22 protein-coding genes and 1 tRNA gene are annotated in these 16588 nt (G+C 57.2%); 7 read left to right on the top strand and 16 right to left on the bottom strand.

The window, feature by feature from the left end:
• Positions 1-35 precede the first annotated feature (35 nt).
• Complete coding sequence (locus tag BK660_RS18285; protein WP_123434426.1) at positions 36-356, bottom strand: I78 family peptidase inhibitor; 321 nt, start codon at positions 354-356, stop codon at positions 36-38.
• Positions 357-520: 164 nt separating this feature from the next.
• The gene (locus tag BK660_RS18280; protein ID WP_123434425.1) at positions 521-826 is read right to left on the bottom strand and encodes a hypothetical protein; all 306 of its coding nucleotides are present in this window, start codon (positions 824-826) and stop codon (positions 521-523) included.
• Between the two features lie 132 nt (positions 827-958).
• On the opposite strand from BK660_RS18280, the gene BK660_RS18275 reads away from it, so the two are divergent.
• Entirely contained in the window at positions 959-1171 is a 213-nt protein-coding gene (locus BK660_RS18275; RefSeq protein WP_123434424.1) for a hypothetical protein, read from the top strand.
• A 32-nt stretch (positions 1172-1203) separates the two neighbouring features.
• Here BK660_RS18275 and BK660_RS18270 read toward each other — a convergent pair whose 3' ends face one another.
• From BK660_RS18270 to BK660_RS18235, 8 genes are all read right to left on the bottom strand, one after another.
• Positions 1204-2232 (bottom strand): nucleoside hydrolase, encoded by a 1029-nt coding sequence (locus BK660_RS18270; protein WP_123434423.1) that lies wholly within the window; start codon positions 2230-2232, stop codon positions 1204-1206.
• A 43-nt stretch (positions 2233-2275) separates the two neighbouring features.
• On the bottom strand, positions 2276-2680 hold the full coding sequence (rbsD, locus tag BK660_RS18265) for a D-ribose pyranase (protein WP_123434422.1): 405 nt from the start codon (positions 2678-2680) through the stop codon (positions 2276-2278).
• Positions 2677-3594 carry a ribokinase gene (gene rbsK / locus BK660_RS18260; protein ID WP_123434421.1) on the bottom strand — a complete coding sequence of 306 codons (918 nt, stop codon included), beginning with the start codon at positions 3592-3594 and terminating at the stop codon, positions 2677-2679. The genes rbsD and rbsK overlap by 4 nt, the downstream gene beginning before the upstream one ends.
• 57 nt (positions 3595-3651) lie before the next feature.
• Positions 3652-4671: a LacI family DNA-binding transcriptional regulator gene (locus tag BK660_RS18255; protein WP_123434420.1), complete on the bottom strand. Its 1020-nt coding sequence runs from the start codon at positions 4669-4671 to the stop codon at positions 3652-3654.
• A gap of 3 nt (positions 4672-4674) precedes the next feature.
• Positions 4675-5652 carry an ABC transporter permease gene (locus tag BK660_RS18250; protein WP_123434419.1) on the bottom strand — a complete coding sequence of 326 codons (978 nt, stop codon included), beginning with the start codon at positions 5650-5652 and terminating at the stop codon, positions 4675-4677.
• On the bottom strand, positions 5649-7202 hold the full coding sequence (locus BK660_RS18245) for a sugar ABC transporter ATP-binding protein (protein ID WP_123434418.1): 1554 nt from the start codon (positions 7200-7202) through the stop codon (positions 5649-5651). Before BK660_RS18245 ends, BK660_RS18250 begins: the two co-directional genes overlap by 4 nt.
• Positions 7203-7257: 55 nt before the next feature.
• Entirely contained in the window at positions 7258-8214 is a 957-nt protein-coding gene (locus tag BK660_RS18240; protein WP_123434417.1) for a sugar ABC transporter substrate-binding protein, read from the bottom strand.
• Positions 8215-8404: 190 nt separating this feature from the next.
• The gene (locus BK660_RS18235) at positions 8405-8851 is read right to left on the bottom strand and encodes a hypothetical protein (protein ID WP_123434416.1); all 447 of its coding nucleotides are present in this window, start codon (positions 8849-8851) and stop codon (positions 8405-8407) included.
• Between the two features lie 348 nt (positions 8852-9199).
• Between BK660_RS18235 and BK660_RS18230 the strand changes: the two genes are divergently transcribed.
• The 3 genes from BK660_RS18230 (at position 9200) to BK660_RS18220 (ending at position 11442) form a co-directional block, all read left to right on the top strand.
• Positions 9200-10288, top strand: a complete 1089-nt coding sequence (locus BK660_RS18230) for an asparaginase (protein ID WP_123434415.1) — start codon at positions 9200-9202, stop codon at positions 10286-10288.
• Positions 10289-10457: 169 nt separating this feature from the next.
• Complete coding sequence (locus tag BK660_RS18225) at positions 10458-10748, top strand: DUF1654 domain-containing protein (RefSeq protein WP_123434414.1); 291 nt, start codon at positions 10458-10460, stop codon at positions 10746-10748.
• A gap of 4 nt (positions 10749-10752) precedes the next feature.
• The gene (locus tag BK660_RS18220; RefSeq protein WP_123434413.1) at positions 10753-11442 is read left to right on the top strand and encodes an endonuclease; all 690 of its coding nucleotides are present in this window, start codon (positions 10753-10755) and stop codon (positions 11440-11442) included.
• A 70-nt stretch (positions 11443-11512) separates the two neighbouring features.
• Here BK660_RS18220 and BK660_RS18215 read toward each other — a convergent pair whose 3' ends face one another.
• Positions 11513-11878: an SPOR domain-containing protein gene (locus BK660_RS18215; protein WP_123434412.1), complete on the bottom strand. Its 366-nt coding sequence runs from the start codon at positions 11876-11878 to the stop codon at positions 11513-11515.
• 250 nt (positions 11879-12128) lie between these two features.
• On the opposite strand from BK660_RS18215, the gene csrA reads away from it, so the two are divergent.
• Positions 12129-12323 (top strand): carbon storage regulator CsrA, encoded by a 195-nt coding sequence (gene csrA / locus BK660_RS18210; protein ID WP_007938114.1) that lies wholly within the window; start codon positions 12129-12131, stop codon positions 12321-12323.
• 189 nt (positions 12324-12512) lie between these two features.
• Here csrA and BK660_RS18205 read toward each other — a convergent pair whose 3' ends face one another.
• Positions 12513-12968 carry a DUF2214 family protein gene (locus tag BK660_RS18205; protein ID WP_123434411.1) on the bottom strand — a complete coding sequence of 152 codons (456 nt, stop codon included), beginning with the start codon at positions 12966-12968 and terminating at the stop codon, positions 12513-12515.
• Positions 12969-13413: 445 nt separating this feature from the next.
• On the opposite strand from BK660_RS18205, the gene BK660_RS18200 reads away from it, so the two are divergent.
• On the top strand, positions 13414-14166 hold the full coding sequence (locus BK660_RS18200) for a carbonic anhydrase (RefSeq protein ID WP_123434410.1): 753 nt from the start codon (positions 13414-13416) through the stop codon (positions 14164-14166).
• A gap of 62 nt (positions 14167-14228) precedes the next feature.
• On the opposite strand, the gene BK660_RS18195 is transcribed toward BK660_RS18200, so the two are convergent.
• Complete coding sequence (locus BK660_RS18195; RefSeq protein WP_123434409.1) at positions 14229-14423, bottom strand: hypothetical protein; 195 nt, start codon at positions 14421-14423, stop codon at positions 14229-14231.
• Positions 14424-14572: 149 nt separating this feature from the next.
• Here BK660_RS18195 and BK660_RS18190 point away from each other — a divergent pair, with 149 nt between their 5' ends.
• Positions 14573-14887 (top strand): hypothetical protein, encoded by a 315-nt coding sequence (locus BK660_RS18190; protein ID WP_123434408.1) that lies wholly within the window; start codon positions 14573-14575, stop codon positions 14885-14887.
• A gap of 25 nt (positions 14888-14912) precedes the next feature.
• On the opposite strand, the gene BK660_RS18185 is transcribed toward BK660_RS18190, so the two are convergent.
• The 3 genes from BK660_RS18185 to BK660_RS18175 all read right to left on the bottom strand — a co-directional run bounded on the left by BK660_RS18185 (position 14913) and on the right by BK660_RS18175 (position 16411).
• Positions 14913-15362 carry a hypothetical protein gene (locus BK660_RS18185; protein ID WP_148057444.1) on the bottom strand — a complete coding sequence of 150 codons (450 nt, stop codon included), beginning with the start codon at positions 15360-15362 and terminating at the stop codon, positions 14913-14915.
• Positions 15363-15452: 90 nt separating this feature from the next.
• Positions 15453-15947, bottom strand: coding sequence for a hypothetical protein (locus BK660_RS18180; protein WP_148057443.1), 495 nt, complete (start codon positions 15945-15947; stop codon positions 15453-15455).
• Between the two features lie 387 nt (positions 15948-16334).
• Positions 16335-16411, bottom strand: a tRNA-Val gene (locus tag BK660_RS18175).
• Positions 16412-16588: the final 177 nt, after the last annotated feature.

Here is a 16588-nt window from a genome sequence, read left to right as displayed (position 1 = left end):
GGGTTTTTTATGGGCGAAACAAAAGCCTGGTGCGATCAGCCGCAGTTGACGCGCGTGACCACCCTATTGGCATCGGTGTTCAGGTTCAGGCGATCAGAGCGGTACTCCAGGGTCACCATATCGTTCGGCGACAGGAACCGGGCGTTGTGTGCGCCTGCGCGAGTGCGCGCCTGCTCCAGCAATTCGGGCGAAGCCGTTTTGCCGACGGTGAATTGCGCAGCCTTTGATTCGCAGCGGCTATGACCCGTGTCAGTCGTCGTTACAGGGTCAGTTGCCGACTCGGATGACGTACTGCTGCAACCTGCCAGCAGAGTGACGGCCAACACAGTACCCAATGACGCGAGCTTCCAAGGCATGAAGCCTCCTTTTCAATAATTAAGCAGAGATCGTGCGACCGCCATTTCGGCGTTAGGTTTCAAGGTGAATGCCCTCACCCTGCCCTCGATCCGCACAAGCGCAGAGTTTGCCTGAGCATCGCCCAGCCCTTCAGCACTCAATCGTGACTGAATATGAACAGCGCTCAATAGACGTCGATGTAGTCGTACGGCGGGTTCGGCCAGTTGTCTTTCAACGCGTTGAAAATCTGCATGACCCAGACTTCGTCGCTGGCAGCGACCAATCCTACATAGCCCGAACCCTTGGCCCACGTCTCCAGCCGAAAACGCAGCCCGCCGATGTCAGTGCCGCCTACGACTCCCGAGGAGATGTAAGCGATGCCGCCTTGAGTGACCCGCAGTTGCGTGTGTTCATCGTCACTGGCGGAGGCCAACAGTTGGCGCACTGCCTCAAGGGTCAAACCGTCAGGGGTGTTCAAATCGATCTGCACAGCGCGGTCCTTGAAAATTCATCAAAGACCAAGTGTCGCATAGCCCTCCTCCCATGCCTAAGTCGGAGTGCCAAACGCCGCGCAAAATGGTTAACTCGATACTCAGACTTCCCCGACTTCACGAGCACCATCATGACCACCGTAAGCATCGACGCCGACATCAAAGCCAAATGGCAGGACGGGCACAGCTCTTACAGCCCAAGCAGTACGGAAGAGCTCGCCATTATCGGTATCGATCTATTGGTCCGGGACCTTGGAACCGAGGCCGCCCAGTCGTTCATCGAGCAGATCTTCGAAAAACACCTGGCGGACCAAAAAGCCGCCGTAGAGGCTGGACGGGTGTAAAACCCGCAGGCTGGCACCTGCGGGCTTGAAAATCACTTCAAACGAGCCAGACGCTGCGTCAGCAAGTCGAAGAAGCCCTGGGCATCACCACTCTCAACCCAGAAAGCATTCTTCGGCGCTTTCAGGCCGTCATACCAGTCGACGATGGTTTGACCAAAGGTCGGGCCTTCACGACTGTCGACGACCACGTTGACCGAGCGACCGCTAAACAGCTCAGGCTTGAGCAGGTAGGCGATGACGGTGGCGTCATGCACCGGGCCACCCGGAATTCCGTAGTGCTCCATGTCATCTTTGATGTAAGCATTAAGAATATCGCCCACCAGCTTGCTGGCGTTGTTGTTGATCGCCGCGATCTGCTTCAGGCGCGATTCGCTGGTGAGGATCTTGTGGGTCACGTCCAGTGGTAGATAAGTCAGTTTCACACCACTTTTCAACACGATTTCGGCCGCCTGCGGATCGGCGAACAGGTTGAACTCGGCGACCGGCGTAATGTTGCCACCGTTAAAGTGCGCACCGCCCATGATCACCACTTCCTTGATGCCCTGAACGATTTCAGGCTCCTGGATCAACGCCAGGGCCAGATTGGTCTGCGGACCGAGCATGGCGATGGTGATGCTGTGGGGTTTGGCCGTTTTCAAGGTCTCGATCAAGTAATTGACCGCACTGCCTTCAGCCAGCCCTTTCTTGGGTTCGTGGACGGTGACGCCTGACAGCCCTTCTTTGCCATGAATGTTCTCGGCATAGATCGGCATGCGCATCAGCGGCTTCGGCGCACCGGCATAAACCGGCACGTCTTCGCGCCCTGCCCACTCACGGGCCAGTCGCGCGTTTCGCGACGTCTTGTCCAGACGCACGTTGCCGGCCACGGTAGTCAGCGCACGAACGTTCAGCTCTTCGGGCGATGCCAGGGCAAACAGCAAAGCGACCACGTCGTCGGTACCCGGATCAGTGTCGATGATCAAATCGATCTTTTCCGCCGCGTGGGCGCTCGTTGCAGTAATCAGGGACAAAAGCAGCAGACTCCGAAGCAGATGATGCAACTTCATAGCATAGTGGGGCATTTCGCACTCCTTGTGCGTGGGGAAAAACGATCAGTACAGGGCGCTAGAACGTCACCCCCGACACCAGCACGATGTTGCAGTACGGCGCACATTCGCCTGTACGAACAATCGCCCGCGCCTGACGGCTGAGGATCTTGAACTGGTCGTGGCTGAGCAACTCGCGCGAACCCAGCGCGCCTTCAACGCTCAACTCGTCCAGAACACTCAATGCCGGCGGCTGCTTGTCGAGGATCTCGCGGGCCAGCACATGGCTTTCGACCTGCATTTCGCTCAGTACAACCTTCAAGGTACTGATGAAGTCCGGAACGCCCTGGGTCAGCGCCAGATCGATCAGTTCGACACCTGGCGGGACCGGCAGTCCGGCATCGCCGATCACGACCATGTCGCCATGACCCAGCGAGGCAATCAGCCGCGACAACGCGATATTGAGCAGCGGTGTTTTTTTCATGGTGCTTTAAACGCCTGTACGTCGGACAAGGTGGGAATCGAGGGTTGTGCGCCAGCCCGGGTGACCGACAAGGCCGCGGCAACCTGACCGAAACGAATCGCGTCCGCTTCACTGCTGCCGGACGCTAATGCGGCGGCGAAACCACCGACAAAGGTGTCCCCTGCAGCGGTGGTATCGACGGCCTTGACCTTCGGTGCCGGGAAATGCTCCAGACGCGAGCCGTCGGCGAACAGCGAACCTTGGGCGCCCAAGGTGATAATCACTTTACCCACGCCCATTGCGATCAATCGGGTTGCGGCGGTTTCTGCAGACTCCAGGGAATCCACCGTCAATCCCGTCAGGGCGGAAGCTTCGCTTTCGTTGGGGATCAGGTAATCGATGGCGGCAAACCAGTCCGCCGGCAATGGGCGACTGGCGGGCGCAGGGTTGAGAATGACGATCTTGCCCAGCTCACGACCCCGCTTGAGGGCATGGCCCACCGTTGCATCCGGTACTTCCAGCTGACAAATAATCACATCCGCCGCCTGCAATACGGCGTCAAAACGGTCGATGACTTGCGGCGTCAGCGAGCCGTTGGCACCCGCGACAATGACAATGGCGTTCTGACTGTTGTCATCGACCACGATCAACGCCACGCCGCTGGAATCTTCAACCGTACTGACGGCCTGACAATCGATACCCTCGACCAACAGCGCTGCGCGCAGTTCTGCGCCATAGGCATCGTTGCCCACGCAACCGACCATCGACACCTCGGCACCCAAACGGGCTGCTGCGACGGCCTGATTGGCGCCCTTGCCACCGGACACCATGGCAAACGACTGACCGATCAGCGTTTCACCGCCACGCGGCAGCCTTGGCGCCCGGGTTACCAGGTCCATGTTCAGACTGCCTATCACCACTACTTTTGCTGGCATACATTGCTACTCATTAATTCTGTGTCTGCAGTGCTTCTGGTTTAGCTGCGCGGCGTTTCAACGAAACTGGGCGAACACGCCGGCGAGCGGCGCAGTCGACTCTCGCAGCACAATACTGGGCGTCACGATGCGCTGATCGGTGGCGATGTCCGGTGTGGCGATCCTGCGCAAAAGCACTTCAGCCGCCATCTCACCGAGTTGCAGGATCGACTGCCCCACCGTGGTCAGCGCCGGGTAGACATATCGGCTCATCTGGATATCGTCGAAGCCGATCACCGACAGCTCGCTCGGTACGCGAACGTTGCGTTCGGCGGCCGCTCGCAGCACGCCGATGCCGATCATGTCGTTGCCGGCAAAGATCGCGCTGGGCGGATTGCGCTCCAGCAAAATCGCCGCCGCGTTGTAACCGCCGGTGCTGGTGAAATCGCTTTCCAGCATGCGCGCGCGATTCACATCGACGCCCGCCTCTTGCAAGGCACGGCAATAACCGGCCAGACGCATTTGTGCCACGCTGGTACCCGCCGGACCGCCGATCATGGCGATGTCCCGATGCCCCAGTTCCAGCAGATGTCGAGTGGCCAGGTACGCGCCGTATTCGTGATCGATGCGCACTAGATCGGCATTCACGCCTTCCAGCCCGCGGTCGACGATGACCATCGGCGTGCGCACACCGGCGAGGCCTTCCGCCAGCCCCGCATCACCGCCGGCCGACGCCACGATCAAACCGTCGATGCGCTTTTCGAGCAATACGCGCAGGTAGCTGCGCTGCTTGTCCGGGTTGTCGTCGGAGTTGCAGAGAATGACGCAATAACCCTTACGCTCGCAGTAATCCTCGATGCCTCGGGCCAGCTCGGCGAAGTACGGGTTGAGGCTGTTGGGCACCAGCAACCCGATGGTCGCGGTGGTTTTGGCTTTCAATGAACGGGCTACGGCGCTCGGCACGTAGTCCAGTGTCTTGATCGCTTCCTCGACCTTGATCCGCACCTCCTGACTGACCGGCCGGGTCTTGTTCACCACATGGGACACCGTGGTGTAGGAAATGCCCGCGAGTGCGGCTACATCCTTGATCGTTGCCATGATTCAGGTCCGCCGGCTTGCGCGCTGACTGCGATAAGTGTCCAGCACCACCGCCACCACGATCACCGCGCCGGTGATGATGCGTTTGGTGGGCTCGGTCGCGCCGATCTGCGCGAGGCCCGCTGCCAATACGGAAATGATCAGGACGCCGAAAAAGGTGCTGATCACCGAGCCACGGCCACCCATCAAACTGGTGCCGCCGATGACGACAGCGGCGATGACCTGCAACTCCAGCCCGGAGCCGGCATTCGGATCCGCGGCCTCGAGCCTGGAGATCTGAAACAGCGCGGCAATGCCGGCCAGCAGCCCCATCAGGCTGAACACCAGAATCTTGTAGGGTTTTGGATTGATCCCCGCCAGACGCACCGCTTCTTCATTAGTGCCGATGCCGATCAGGTAGCGACCGAATACCGTACGGGTCAGCACGGCCTGGGCAATGATGATAATCAGCAAGGCAATGATGAACGAAGGCGAGATGCCGAAGGCAATCGGGTTGGATAACCAGGCGAAGGCATCACCGATATAAGCGGTGCGCGATCCGGTCATCTGATACGCCACGCCCCGGGCCATTTCCAGCACGCCCAGAGACACGATGAACGACGGAATCCGCCAGGCCACGGTGATCGAACCGGTGATGGTCCCGGCCAATGCGGCCGCCGCCATACCGAGCAACGCGGCGGGTAGAACACTCCAGCCCCAGCCGAGAATGGCCACGCTGACCGTTGATGCCGCCAGTGCCAACACCGAACCGACCGAGAGGTCGATGCCGCCGATAATCAACACGAACGTCATGCCGACCGCCAGCACCATCAGATCAGGAATCTGGTTGGCCAGGGTGCTGAACGTGTCATAAGAAAGAAAGTGGCTGCTCAATACCGAGAACAGCGCAATCATCGCCAGCAAGGCACCGGCCAGGCCCAGGTAGGTGCCCAGGCCGTAGAAGTTGCCACTACGTTTGCCGGCAGAAGATGCAGTTTTCATGGAAGGTCCCTAGGCGCTGCTTCGTTGAGCAACGCATCACGTTTTTGGTAGCCGGCAAAAGCGGCGGCAAGCAAGTCATCCTGGGTCCAGCTGTCGCGTTCGAACGTGTCGATCAGGCGCCCCGCCGACAGCACGCCGATCCGGTCGCAGATCAACATCAGCTCGCGCAGGTCGCTGGACACCACCACCAGCGCCTTGCCCTGTCGGGTCAGCTCACCGAGTAATGCATAAATGTCGAATTTGGCACCGACATCGATGCCGCGGGTGGGCTCGTCAAACAACATCACCGAGCAATCACGCTCGAGCCAGCGGCCGATCACGACCTTTTGCTGGTTGCCGCCGGACAGTTCAGAGACCAATTGTGTCGGGCTCGAACTGCGGATGCGCATGGCGTCGATCTGACGCTGGGCCAGGGACATCTCGTCGCCGTTGTTGACGAATCCGCCACTGGAAATCACCGGCATGTTGCCCAAGGCAATGTTGGCGCTGATCGATTGGGTTAGCAGCAAACCCTCGCCCTTGCGGTCTTCCGTGATCAGGGCGATGCCGTGACCCACCGCATCGGCCGGCGAGCGGATACTCACCACCTGAGCCGGAGACCCGAGCGCGACCGTGCCGCTGTCCGCAATGTCGGCACCGAAGATCAGGCGCAGCAACTCGGTGCGCCCTGCCCCGATCAATCCGGAGATCCCGTAGATTTCGCCGGCACGCACTTCGAAGGACACATCGCGAACCTTGTCCGAACGGGTCAGGCCCTTGACCGTCAACGCGGGAGCGCCGATCTTGCGCGGCCCCATGTCCATGTGTTCACCGAGCTCACGACCGACCATCAACGTGACCAGTTGCTCGCTGTTGTAATTGGCCATCGGCTCGACGCAGACCAGATTGCCGTCGCGCAGTACCGCAATGCGCTGGGCAACCCGCGCCAGCTCTTCGAGACGGTGAGAGATATAGATGATCGACACGCCCCGGGATTGCAGGCGGGTGATCTGCTCGAACAGCATCTCGACTTCACGAGCCGTCAGCATGGCCGTCGGTTCGTCGAGGATCAGCACATGGCAGTCGCCGATCAGGTTGCGGGCGATCTCGACCATTTGCTGGTGGCCGATGCCGAGGTCGCCGACCAGGGTGTCCGGGTCGATCGCGTCGAGACCGACCTGGGCCATGGCCTCGATCGCCGCTTTGCGCAACTGCTTGCGACTGATCCAGCCGCCGTTGCTGGGCAAGTTGTCGAGAAACAGGTTTTCCGCCACCGACAGGGTCGGCAACAGATTGAGTTCTTGCATGACCATGCGGATGCCCAGGTCTTCAGCCTGGGTCCGGCTGCCGGGACGGTAATCCTGACCCTGGAATTGCATCTGGCCGGTGGTCGGCGTGACCAACCCGCCGATGATCTTCGACAGCGTGCTCTTGCCGGCGCCATTCTCACCGGTCAGCGCCAACACCTCACCGCGGATCAGCGTCAGGTCGATGCCGGTCAGCACCGGCTGGGCGTAGGTCTTACCGATACCGCTGACCGTGAGGACAGCGTTCGGAGCGCAAACGGACATAAAACTCTCCCTGTGCTCGCCCGGACGGGCGAGCACCAGTGTGTCGCCAGAAGGCTTACTTGGTGACCAGTTCTACCGGGGTTTCGATCACGCCGTTGGTGCCGCTGTCGACTTTCTCGCCCTTGATGATTTTCAGCGCAGTCTCGATACCGAACACGGCTTGTCGGGCTGCAAACTGGTCGGCGGTCGCCAGGACGCGACCATCCTTGAGCATCGGCTTGATAGCGTTGATGTTGTCGTAGCCGACCACTTGCACCTTGCCGGCCTTGCCCGCTGCACGCACGGCGGAAACGGCACCGACGGCCATGCTGTCGTTGCCGGCCAGCAGGGCTTTGACGTCCGGGTATTCGCTGAGGATCGAGGCAGCAACCTTGTTGCCCTTGTCGATCTCCCAGTCACCGGACTGCAACGAAACGACCTTGATCTGCGCCGCTTCCATTGCATCTTTGAAACCCGCAGTGCGGGCCTGGGCATTGGTGGTGGTGGACACGCCTTCGATGATGCCGACTTCGTCACCGGCCTTCAGCTGCTTGGCCAGGTACTCGCCAACCAGACGCGCGCCTTTACGGTTATCCGGGCCTACGAATGGCACCGTCATGTTCTTGCTTTTGAGGACGGTCGGGTCCAGTTGGTTGTCGATGTTGATCACGGTGATACCGGCATCGATGGCTTTCTTGATCACCGGAACCATGGCCTTGGAATCCGCCGGGGCGATGACCAGGGCATTAACCTTGGCGAGGATCATTTGCTCGACGATGCGTGTCTGGCCAGCCGTGTCCGTTTCGTCCTTGATGCCGTTGGAGATCAGGTCGAATTCGCCGGAGTGGTCTTTTTGATAAGCCTTGGCGCCGTCTTCCATGGTCAGGAAGAATTCATTGGCCAAGGATTTCATGACCAGTGCGACTTTGGGTTTTTCAGCAGATTCGGCGAAGGCCGATGAGACGGGCAGCGCGGCGGATGCGACAGCCAGCATAGCGACAGCAAGAAGACGTCCAGCGAATGGCAGCTTCATGGGTTCACTCCGATCTTATGATTATTGTGAGCAATGCTTGCGCGGGAGTAATGCCTGGACTCCGATCGTCGACGGCATGAGCCACCGACAGGGCCGCGCAAACGTTTGCGTAGACCGAACTATGCGAACCCGGATGCTATTTGTCAACGACCTGTTTTGTGTCTTCGTTGGCAAAAACCGACCCGCCACGTTATGCAACGGTGCTGATCAGGCCACCGGTGCTGGAGTCTTTCGCCAGTTCTTTCACCAGATTGCCCGCCACTTGTGACAGCGCGCCGTTGGTGTCGGCGATTTGCCCCTGGATCGACATCACCGCCGTGGCTTTAGCTTCTGGAGTCGGATACGGAGCCGCCTGAGCGACCGCCAATTGTTGCTGTTGTTCGCGCAGTTGCTGTTGTAGTTCCTGCATGCGTTTGAGCAGTACCTGCACCGCAATACTTTGGGTGCTCCCGCCCTTGGACTTGGTTTCGTCCTGAGCGCCGCCACCGGTTCGAACCTGGTTGTCGCTGCCCTCTTCCTTACCCAGAACCTGAGGAGCGGTGTCGGCCGTCGCTTCGCTCAAGGCATTGATCGTCGACGGGGACTTGCCGCCGATGGTGATCGCGCCCGCATTTGGAAAACCAACAGAAAACGACATGGGAACTCCTGTAAGAAAAATAACCTTAACGGGGCATCGACCTGTGCGGGGGTTTCTTTAGCATTGATTCTTGATTTGGCAAGGCGAGCTTCTCGACACGGGTCGTAGGCATTTTCGGAGAGCCGAACGCTAACGCTCAACCTATTCGGAAACCCGGACGCCTTTATGTTTAACGCCGATCAGAGCTTGGACAATTACTTTTATAAATCAAATAGTTAAAAGTTTTTCTCATTCAACGTCCGACTGGTACAGATCCTGCTCTTCACCTACACCCCCGGCGTTCAGATCTGCCGGGGGCGTATCTAGATGAACTTGCATCAGCACCGTCTGACTACTAGAGAGAAAATAATGAAATCTGCCTTCAACACTTTTATTCCGGGCGCTTTGGCCCTCCTGCTGCTACTCCCTACCGCCCTTCAGGCAAAAGAAGTCGAAACCCAACAGAAACTGGCGAACGTGGTCATCCTGGCCACCGGCGGCACCATCGCCGGCGCCGGTGCGAGCGCCGCCAACAGCGCGACGTATCAAGCGGCAAAAGTCGGCATCGAACAGTTGATTGCCGGCGTTCCGGAACTCAGCCAATTGGCTAACGTTCGTGGCGAACAGGTCATGCAGATCGCCTCGGAAAGCATCACCAACGACAACCTGCTTCAACTGGGTCGCCGCGTGGCCGAACTGGCGGACAGCAAAGACGTCGATGGCATCGTGATCACCCATGGCACCGACACCCTGGAAGAAACCGCCTACTTCCTGAACCTGGTGGAAAAGACTGACAAGCCGATCATCGTCGTCGGCTCAATGCGTCCAGGCACTGCGATGTCGGCCGACGGCATGCTTAACCTGTACAACGCCGTCGCCGTCGCCAGCAGCAAAGAAGCGCGTGGCAAGGGCGTCCTCGTGACCATGAACGATGAGATCCAGTCGGGTCGCGACGTCAGCAAGATGATCAACATCAAGACCGAGGCGTTTAAAAGTGCCTGGGGGCCGCTCGGCATGGTGGTCGAAGGTAAATCCTACTGGTTCCGTCTGCCGGCCAAGCGCCACACCATGGACTCGGAATTCGACATCAAAACGATCAAGAGCCTGCCTGACGTAGAAATCGCCTACTCCTACGGCAACGTGAGCGACACGGCGTACAAGGCACTGGCTCAGTCCGGCGCCAAGGCGATCATCCACGCCGGCACGGGCAATGGTTCGGTGTCCTCGCGCGTCGTTCCAACCTTGCAAGCCCTGCGCAAGGACGGCGTGCAAATCATTCGTTCGTCTCACGTCAACGCAGGCGGTTTCGTACTGCGTAATGCCGAACAGCCTGACGACAAATACGACTGGGTGGTCGCGCACGACCTGAACCCGCAAAAAGCCCGCATCCTGGCCATGGTTGCACTGACCAAAACCAACGACAGCAAAGAGCTGCAACGGATGTTCTGGGAATACTGATCCGCCCTCGCCCGGCCGGTTCTGGTCGGGCACGTTCTTGACCACTCGTCAGCGTTGACGAGTGGTTAACGCCCCTGGCAAAACTCCGATAAAAGTTTTCTCTTCTTCCTACGCCAAAGGGGGAAAACGGCTGTCAGAGGATTTTCTTGAATTTTAAGCAGTTGCGAAAATGCTTACAGTTAAATACTGTATGCACGTACAGCTCAATAAGGATAATCCTGTGGCCACCACCTCCGCTTCTCCTGACACCTATGCACGCATGGGTCTGCGCGTTCAGAAAATCATCAACTCCCCCACTGCTCAAAAAGCCAAAGCAGCATTGATCTTCCGCCTGCCGGACGAACCGGTGGATGAGTGGGAGCAGTTGCTGGAAGAAATCGACGAGAACGACAACGTCACCCTCGCCTATCGCGACGATGGCGGCGTACAGATTTTTTGGGTTGTGCCGAAGGAAGATTGAGTCAATGAGTGTCCGCTGGTTTTCTTTGCTGTTTTTGTTCGTCATTTTCGGAGCCCAGGCTGGCGCCCCACGCACCTTCAGCGAAGCCAAAAAAGTCGCCTGGAAACTGTATTCACCGCAATCCACCGAGTTCTATTGCGGCTGCAAATACACGGGCAACAAGGTGAACCTGGCCGCCTGTGGTTATGTGCCGCGCAAAAACGCCAAGCGCGCGTCCCGCATCGAGTGGGAGCACATTGTCCCGGCGTGGCAGATCGGCCATCAACGCCAGTGCTGGCAGGCCGGTGGGCGCAAGAACTGCACCCGTTACGATCCGGTATTCCAGAAGGCCGAAGCCGATTTGCACAACCTGGTGCCGAGCATTGGCGAGGTGAACGGTGACCGCAACAACTTCAGTTTTGGCTGGCTGCCAGCGCAGACCGGTCAATACGGCTCATGCCTGACCCAGGTCGATTTCAAGGCCAAGAAGGTCATGCCCCGCCCTTCCATTCGCGGCATGATCGCCCGGACTTATTTCTACATGAGCAAGCAATACGGCTTGAGCCTGTCGAAACAGGACCGCCAACTGTACGAAGCCTGGAACAAAACCTATCCGGTTGAAGCCTGGGAACGTCAGCGCAACCAGAGTGTGGCGTGCGTCATGGGTCGCGGTAACGAGTTTGTCGGACCGGTGAACATGAAAGCCTGCGGCTGACTGCCCGCCGGAAAGTAAAAAGGCCTCGGTGTAAAACCCGAGGCCTTTTTTTGCGTTTACAGCCACTGCGTTACTGGGCCGCAGGACGCTCAAGCACCAGCAATTCGACATTCTGTTTCTTGGCCCGGGCCAGCGCCGCAGCCACTTCTGCCTGCTTGGCCTCGGTCTCGGCTTTCGAACTGAACGGCCCCATCAGAATGCGCGCCTTGCCGTTTTCCATGATGACGTTGGATACAAAGCTGTGTTCAATCAGCCAGCCACTCAGATCACTCACCGCTTGGGGTGTTTCGCCTCGCACTTCGAGGTCCCATTGCGACCCGCTTGTCGCGGCGGGGGCGGAAACGACTGCCGGTTTCGTTTTTTGAGCGTCAACACCCTTCCCTTCACCGCATCCAGCCAGCGCCAATACAGCGATTACCAAGACCATTTTGCGCACAACGGTTCCCTCTGAATGCCGAAAGCGGCGATTTTAACATTCATGAATACTTCCCGAGTGCCGCAAAATGGGCACAAAACAACGAGATTGATGGTTGCGGCCTCTGTATAGTTACGCCTTGGGAATTAATGCAGCATCTGCGCGTCAGAAAGAGGCACCCAAACCGTGAGACTTCGCACTAATCTATACATACCACCGACCTCTGCACTGTTCGATTCAGGTGCCCTACAAAGCAATCAAGGAGAAGACCATGCTGATACTCACCCGCAAAGTCGGTGAAAGCATAAATATTGGTGACGACATTACGATCACCATTCTGGGCGTGAGCGGCCAGCAAGTCAGGATCGGCATCAACGCCCCGAAAGACGTCGCAGTGCATCGCGAAGAAATCTATCAGCGCATTCAGGCTGGCCTCACCGCGCCAGACAAGCCACAAACTCCCTGAATCCTGTTGCAGTCAGTAGCCAGCCCGTTCACCCCGAACACCGGCTGGCTAAAGATTCGAGCGCCGCAACGCCCGCCGGCTCGCTCACCCTCTCCCGCCAAAACATGAAGCCGATACTACCGGCATGTCCCATGTCATGGCTGTCAGACGTTTCCGAATAAACCCTAGGAAGTACGTGATCGCTCTCGGTTAACCAAAGGTTACCCCGCGCGCCATCCCCGTCGCCGCGATGACCATCAGCAACACCAGCAAGCCTTCGATATGACTGAAACGAGCAAACAGTTTTGCCCGACCGGTATCGATCGTCGCGCCACGCCCCAGTGCAATTCGCCATTTGATCAGCGCCACCATCGGGGCAACTTCAAGCAGCAGGATCAGCACGAAAAGCGTCATCTTGAGGTGGAACAGCGGCTGATGAAGGTAGTAATCGGTGCCTTTTTCGTACCCGCCAAAGGCCCGCATCCCACCGGTAATCAAAAGGATGACTGCAGAAATCCCCCACAAGTTATCGGCCATCAGCACGCGACGAGCCTCCCCGGTCCCGGCCGCCAGGCGACTGAATGCCGTGCCTCGGGTCAAAACGGCCCAGAAAGCCAGCGCAACAGCCAGCAGGTGAATTGCCGCAAGAGACCAATGAACCAGCATCGATGTACCCCCATCAGACCGAGTTTGAGTTTGGCCAGACAGTAGTAGCCCAAAAGACCGGGATTTGCCCGATTTGGGCGGGTATTCGAAGGGGCGGGACAAATTTCAGGCAAAAAAAAATCCCAAGCAGCTGATGGAAGCTTGGGACTTAAAAATGCATAAACCGTGGTGGTGAACGCGGGGCGATAATATCCCAGCAATTCACTTGTAACAATATATTTTCGACCACCGGCCGGTTAAAAAAAATCGTAAGCCATTAAATATCCACACTTTTTTCATGGACCATGAGTAAGACCCTAGCTGAGACCAGCCATCAAAATCGGCTGAAAACAGCACCAGAAACATTACGTCACATACCGGCTAGACTCCACTCCACAAGAGCTGAAGGCTTCTGAAAGCACTCGCTTTTGACAGCAAGCCCCCCTTTCACCTGAGTACACAAGCCATGTGTGAATCATGTGATTCAGAACCACTTCAAAACGCGGGTGGTCGCCGTAAGTTCCTGAAGATTGCCGGCCTCGGAGCCGGCGCCCTGCTATTGGCTGGCACCCTGCCGAACCAACTCCTCCTCGCCGCCGAGAAAACGGCGCCGCCCCCAAAACCGCAAAACTCAATCAACCCTGACATGGCCCTTAAAAGGCTAATGGAGGGAAACGAACGGTATGTTTCCGGCACCTCCGAGACTCATGACTTCAAGGCCGAACGAGAAGCTCTGGTCACGGGCCAGAACCCGTTCGTATCGGTACTCAGTTGTTCTGACTCTCGTATCGCCCCCGAGTACGCGTTTGACACTGCCCGGGGAGACCTTTTCGCCATACGCGTTGCCGGCAACTTCGTCACTGATGAGGGTTTGGCCAGCCTTGAATACGCTGTCGCGGTGCTCGGCTCACCACTGATCCTCGTGCTCGGACATGAAGACTGCGGTGCGATTAACGCAGGTATCAAGGCGGTAAAAGATCACACCGTTTTTCCTGGCCACATCCCGAAACTGACTGAAGCACTCAAGGGCTCTATCGAGGCGGTACTTAAGGAGCCAGGCAGTCTTCCCGCCAATGCGGTAGCGCAAAATGTCAAAGATTCGGTCAAGCGACTAAAAAATGCTTCCCCCCTGCTGACTGACGCCCTCAGCAAAGGCACGTTGAAAGTAGTGGGCGGCGTTTATCGCCTGGCAACCGGAAAAGTGGACCTGATCGTCTGATTCGAACACCAGTCGTTGACATAACCAGATGTGAAAAGCCCAGCGCAATGGCTGGGCTCTGGTTACCTTCTGTTTTCCATCATCTTGTCAGCGAGCGCCTTGGCTCTTTCGATCAACAGGTTCTGCCTGTCTTCGTGAGTAGCCCCACCCACGACCGGGGCCGTCAGGTTGCTCTCCGCAATCAATGCAGCGCAGAAGAACTGATCCCAAACAGCCTTGCCTTCATACGCCTGTCTTTTCATTTCGTCGGCGATCATATGCGGCTCCTTTTGATGAGGTAGCACTGCTATCTTACGCCCGAATTGCAATCAACCCGCGCCGCGATAGGCAATCAGCACGAGTTGAGTGGCAAACCACAGGGCCGAATGGTTCAATTTATGCGCACTTCAAACGAAGGAGACGTGCGGTGGGTGTTTTAAAAGCGTTAAGCGTGTTTTCGTTCGGCCTTTACTCGCTCGTAGGCGTTGGCATGATGGTTGGCGTGTATTTATTACTTTATGGAGTCCAGTGCGCAGAGTCACGGATGAAACACCAACCCCTGCCAAAAGACCGTGTGCTGGTATTTGTTGTTGTCGCGGCGCTGGCCGGCTTTGTCGTGGGAAGCCTTGCTCAAGGGTTGGCGGAAATCCGGGATGAATGCGCTGCGATCGGCCAAATGCCCAAGCCATGTCTGTTAAAGCGGTTGGGACGTACAACCCTGAGCGCTGGGCCGGCCCTCTGAGCGTGAGTGCAGGTTTCACACCCAATCAATCTTGCTTCTTTAGCCAGTAATCCGCTCGTTCTTCCGGGTTATCCACGGTTTTAGCGCATTGATCTGCATACCTGGCTGTCAGCGTCGCAAGGCTGGCCGCGCCATTTTTTAAATCTTGATGCATCGATATGACAGCCGCCCGGCTCCTGGCTCGCGTCTCTTCCTTATCGGTGAGTGCCAGAGAATAGGCCAATGCCTCCATCGCAATTTGTTTGTTTTTCTCTGCCAACTCCGGTTGTTGCGCCCGAACAAGCGAAGCCGAGACCAAATAATACGCAGCGCACTCATTGAGCTCTTGCGCAAGAAGTTCGCCTACTCGCACGATATCGTACGCAGACACCGAGCCCATCGGTAACAACAACAAAAGAAGAGAATATCGAAGCACAGCAGCGCGTCCGTTCACGGCTTGAGATGAGCGAGGTTTATAGCACACGCGTCCCGGCATAAAGCAGCCTGCGTGGTAAATGGGCATAGCCCGAAAACGAAAAGCCCCGCACGGTGGCGAGGCATTTTGAGCAGGTGAGAACTCAGGTCATCAAGTCGTCAGCGCCACCGGAGAATGCATGCTTTTGAAGGCTGCAAGCTCAGAACAAAAAATCTCATGAAGGTGTTGAGATACGGGCGTGAAATCAGCGCCGACGAAGACTACAGGGCCACTGGCAGCCGAGTGACTGGTCACGGTCAGCGCTCCGTCCTGCTCATCTACCGTGAGACTGAAGTGGATGTGAGCCTTAGGGAACTGATCTACGGCTTCGTCGATAACAATGTTGATCGAGAAATTCACCCCTTCTGAACTGACAGCGAAGTCCTCAACTTTTCCAAGCCGGAACTCTCCACCTTCGATCCGTCCGACCGATATATAGGGCATATCAAGCCCGTCGAGATCCTTGAAGGACCAGACCGGGGTTTCCATAAACAAAACGAAGTTTTCGTAGATCCCCTGTACGGCTGCCCGCAAAATCTCAGTCCTGCCGGGCTTCACGTCAGTAGGGAGTGCATAGGCGTCACGCAGCGCTTCAAATCTAGACATCTTATTAGCACATCCGTATGGATTCATAAGAGCCGCGATAATCACACAAATATCTTCAACTACAAACCAAATCGGACGTCTGGACATTTGAACTGGTGAGGATGGCCAGAGCGGGTCTCCGGCTTGCTGATCTCGTCACCGAACATGACCGGTCGGTCATTCACCTTAGGCCCGCCCACTGCTTCGGAATAGTTGATTGTTCATCGGCCTGAGCAATCACCCACATAGCAAAAAGCCCGACTCAATGGCCGGGCTTTGCTTTTCGTCTCTCATAACTGTCTATTCCAGAATCACGTGTAAACCTTATTCAGGACGGGACACAGACAACAAAAAAGGGCCCACCTTTCGGTGAGCCCTTCTAGACCGCCCAGCAGAGCGGATTTTGTTTGGTAGGCGCGATTGGACTCGAACCAACGACCCCCACCATGTCAAGGTGGTGCTCTAACCAACTGAGCTACGTGCCTGCTGTGAGGCGGCATTCTACGGAATTCCGGAGGGGTGTCAACACCTTTTTTCGAGCTAACCCTATGAATATGCAAAATATTTAATTTTGCGGCGATGAAGAAGATTTTCCGGTGACTGGCGGTCGATTTTTAACTCGGGTAGGATCAAGGCACTCGTAAAATATATTAAACAGAGGC

The sequence above is a fragment of the Pseudomonas brassicacearum genome, from assembly GCF_003732265.1.
Classification (GTDB): Bacteria; Pseudomonadota; Gammaproteobacteria; order Pseudomonadales; family Pseudomonadaceae; genus Aquipseudomonas; species Aquipseudomonas brassicacearum_D.
Note: the sequence above shows the minus strand (reverse complement) of the source record. Positions and strands in the feature narration are given on the sequence as shown.

Excerpts from the sequence above, each read along its gene's own strand:
- BK660_RS18255 (WP_123434420.1), bottom strand. The coding sequence starts at position 4,671 with ATGGCAACGATCAAGGATGTAGCCGCACTCGCGGGCATTTCCTACACC.
- BK660_RS18195 (WP_123434409.1), bottom strand. The coding sequence starts at position 14,423 with ATGATCGCCGACGAAATGAAAAGACAGGCGTATGAAGGCAAGGCTGTT.
- BK660_RS18275 (WP_123434424.1), top strand. The coding sequence starts at position 959 with ATGACCACCGTAAGCATCGACGCCGACATCAAAGCCAAATGGCAGGAC.
- BK660_RS18180 (WP_148057443.1), bottom strand. The coding sequence starts at position 15,947 with ATGTCTAGATTTGAAGCGCTGCGTGACGCCTATGCACTCCCTACTGAC.
- BK660_RS18225 (WP_123434414.1), top strand. The coding sequence starts at position 10,458 with ATGCTTACAGTTAAATACTGTATGCACGTACAGCTCAATAAGGATAAT.
- BK660_RS18230 (WP_123434415.1), top strand. The coding sequence starts at position 9,200 with ATGAAATCTGCCTTCAACACTTTTATTCCGGGCGCTTTGGCCCTCCTG.
- BK660_RS18185 (WP_148057444.1), bottom strand. The coding sequence starts at position 15,362 with ATGCCGGGACGCGTGTGCTATAAACCTCGCTCATCTCAAGCCGTGAAC.
- BK660_RS18245 (WP_123434418.1), bottom strand. The coding sequence starts at position 7,202 with ATGTCCGTTTGCGCTCCGAACGCTGTCCTCACGGTCAGCGGTATCGGT.
- rbsD (WP_123434422.1), bottom strand. The coding sequence starts at position 2,680 with ATGAAAAAAACACCGCTGCTCAATATCGCGTTGTCGCGGCTGATTGCC.
- rbsK (WP_123434421.1), bottom strand. The coding sequence starts at position 3,594 with ATGCCAGCAAAAGTAGTGGTGATAGGCAGTCTGAACATGGACCTGGTA.
- BK660_RS18220 (WP_123434413.1), top strand. The coding sequence starts at position 10,753 with ATGAGTGTCCGCTGGTTTTCTTTGCTGTTTTTGTTCGTCATTTTCGGA.
- csrA (WP_007938114.1), top strand. The coding sequence starts at position 12,129 with ATGCTGATACTCACCCGCAAAGTCGGTGAAAGCATAAATATTGGTGAC.
- BK660_RS18270 (WP_123434423.1), bottom strand. The coding sequence starts at position 2,232 with ATGCCCCACTATGCTATGAAGTTGCATCATCTGCTTCGGAGTCTGCTG.
- BK660_RS18240 (WP_123434417.1), bottom strand. The coding sequence starts at position 8,214 with ATGAAGCTGCCATTCGCTGGACGTCTTCTTGCTGTCGCTATGCTGGCT.
- BK660_RS18235 (WP_123434416.1), bottom strand. The coding sequence starts at position 8,851 with ATGTCGTTTTCTGTTGGTTTTCCAAATGCGGGCGCGATCACCATCGGC.
- BK660_RS18205 (WP_123434411.1), bottom strand. The coding sequence starts at position 12,968 with ATGCTGGTTCATTGGTCTCTTGCGGCAATTCACCTGCTGGCTGTTGCG.
- BK660_RS18285 (WP_123434426.1), bottom strand. The coding sequence starts at position 356 with ATGCCTTGGAAGCTCGCGTCATTGGGTACTGTGTTGGCCGTCACTCTG.
- BK660_RS18250 (WP_123434419.1), bottom strand. The coding sequence starts at position 5,652 with ATGAAAACTGCATCTTCTGCCGGCAAACGTAGTGGCAACTTCTACGGC.
- BK660_RS18200 (WP_123434410.1), top strand. The coding sequence starts at position 13,414 with ATGTGTGAATCATGTGATTCAGAACCACTTCAAAACGCGGGTGGTCGC.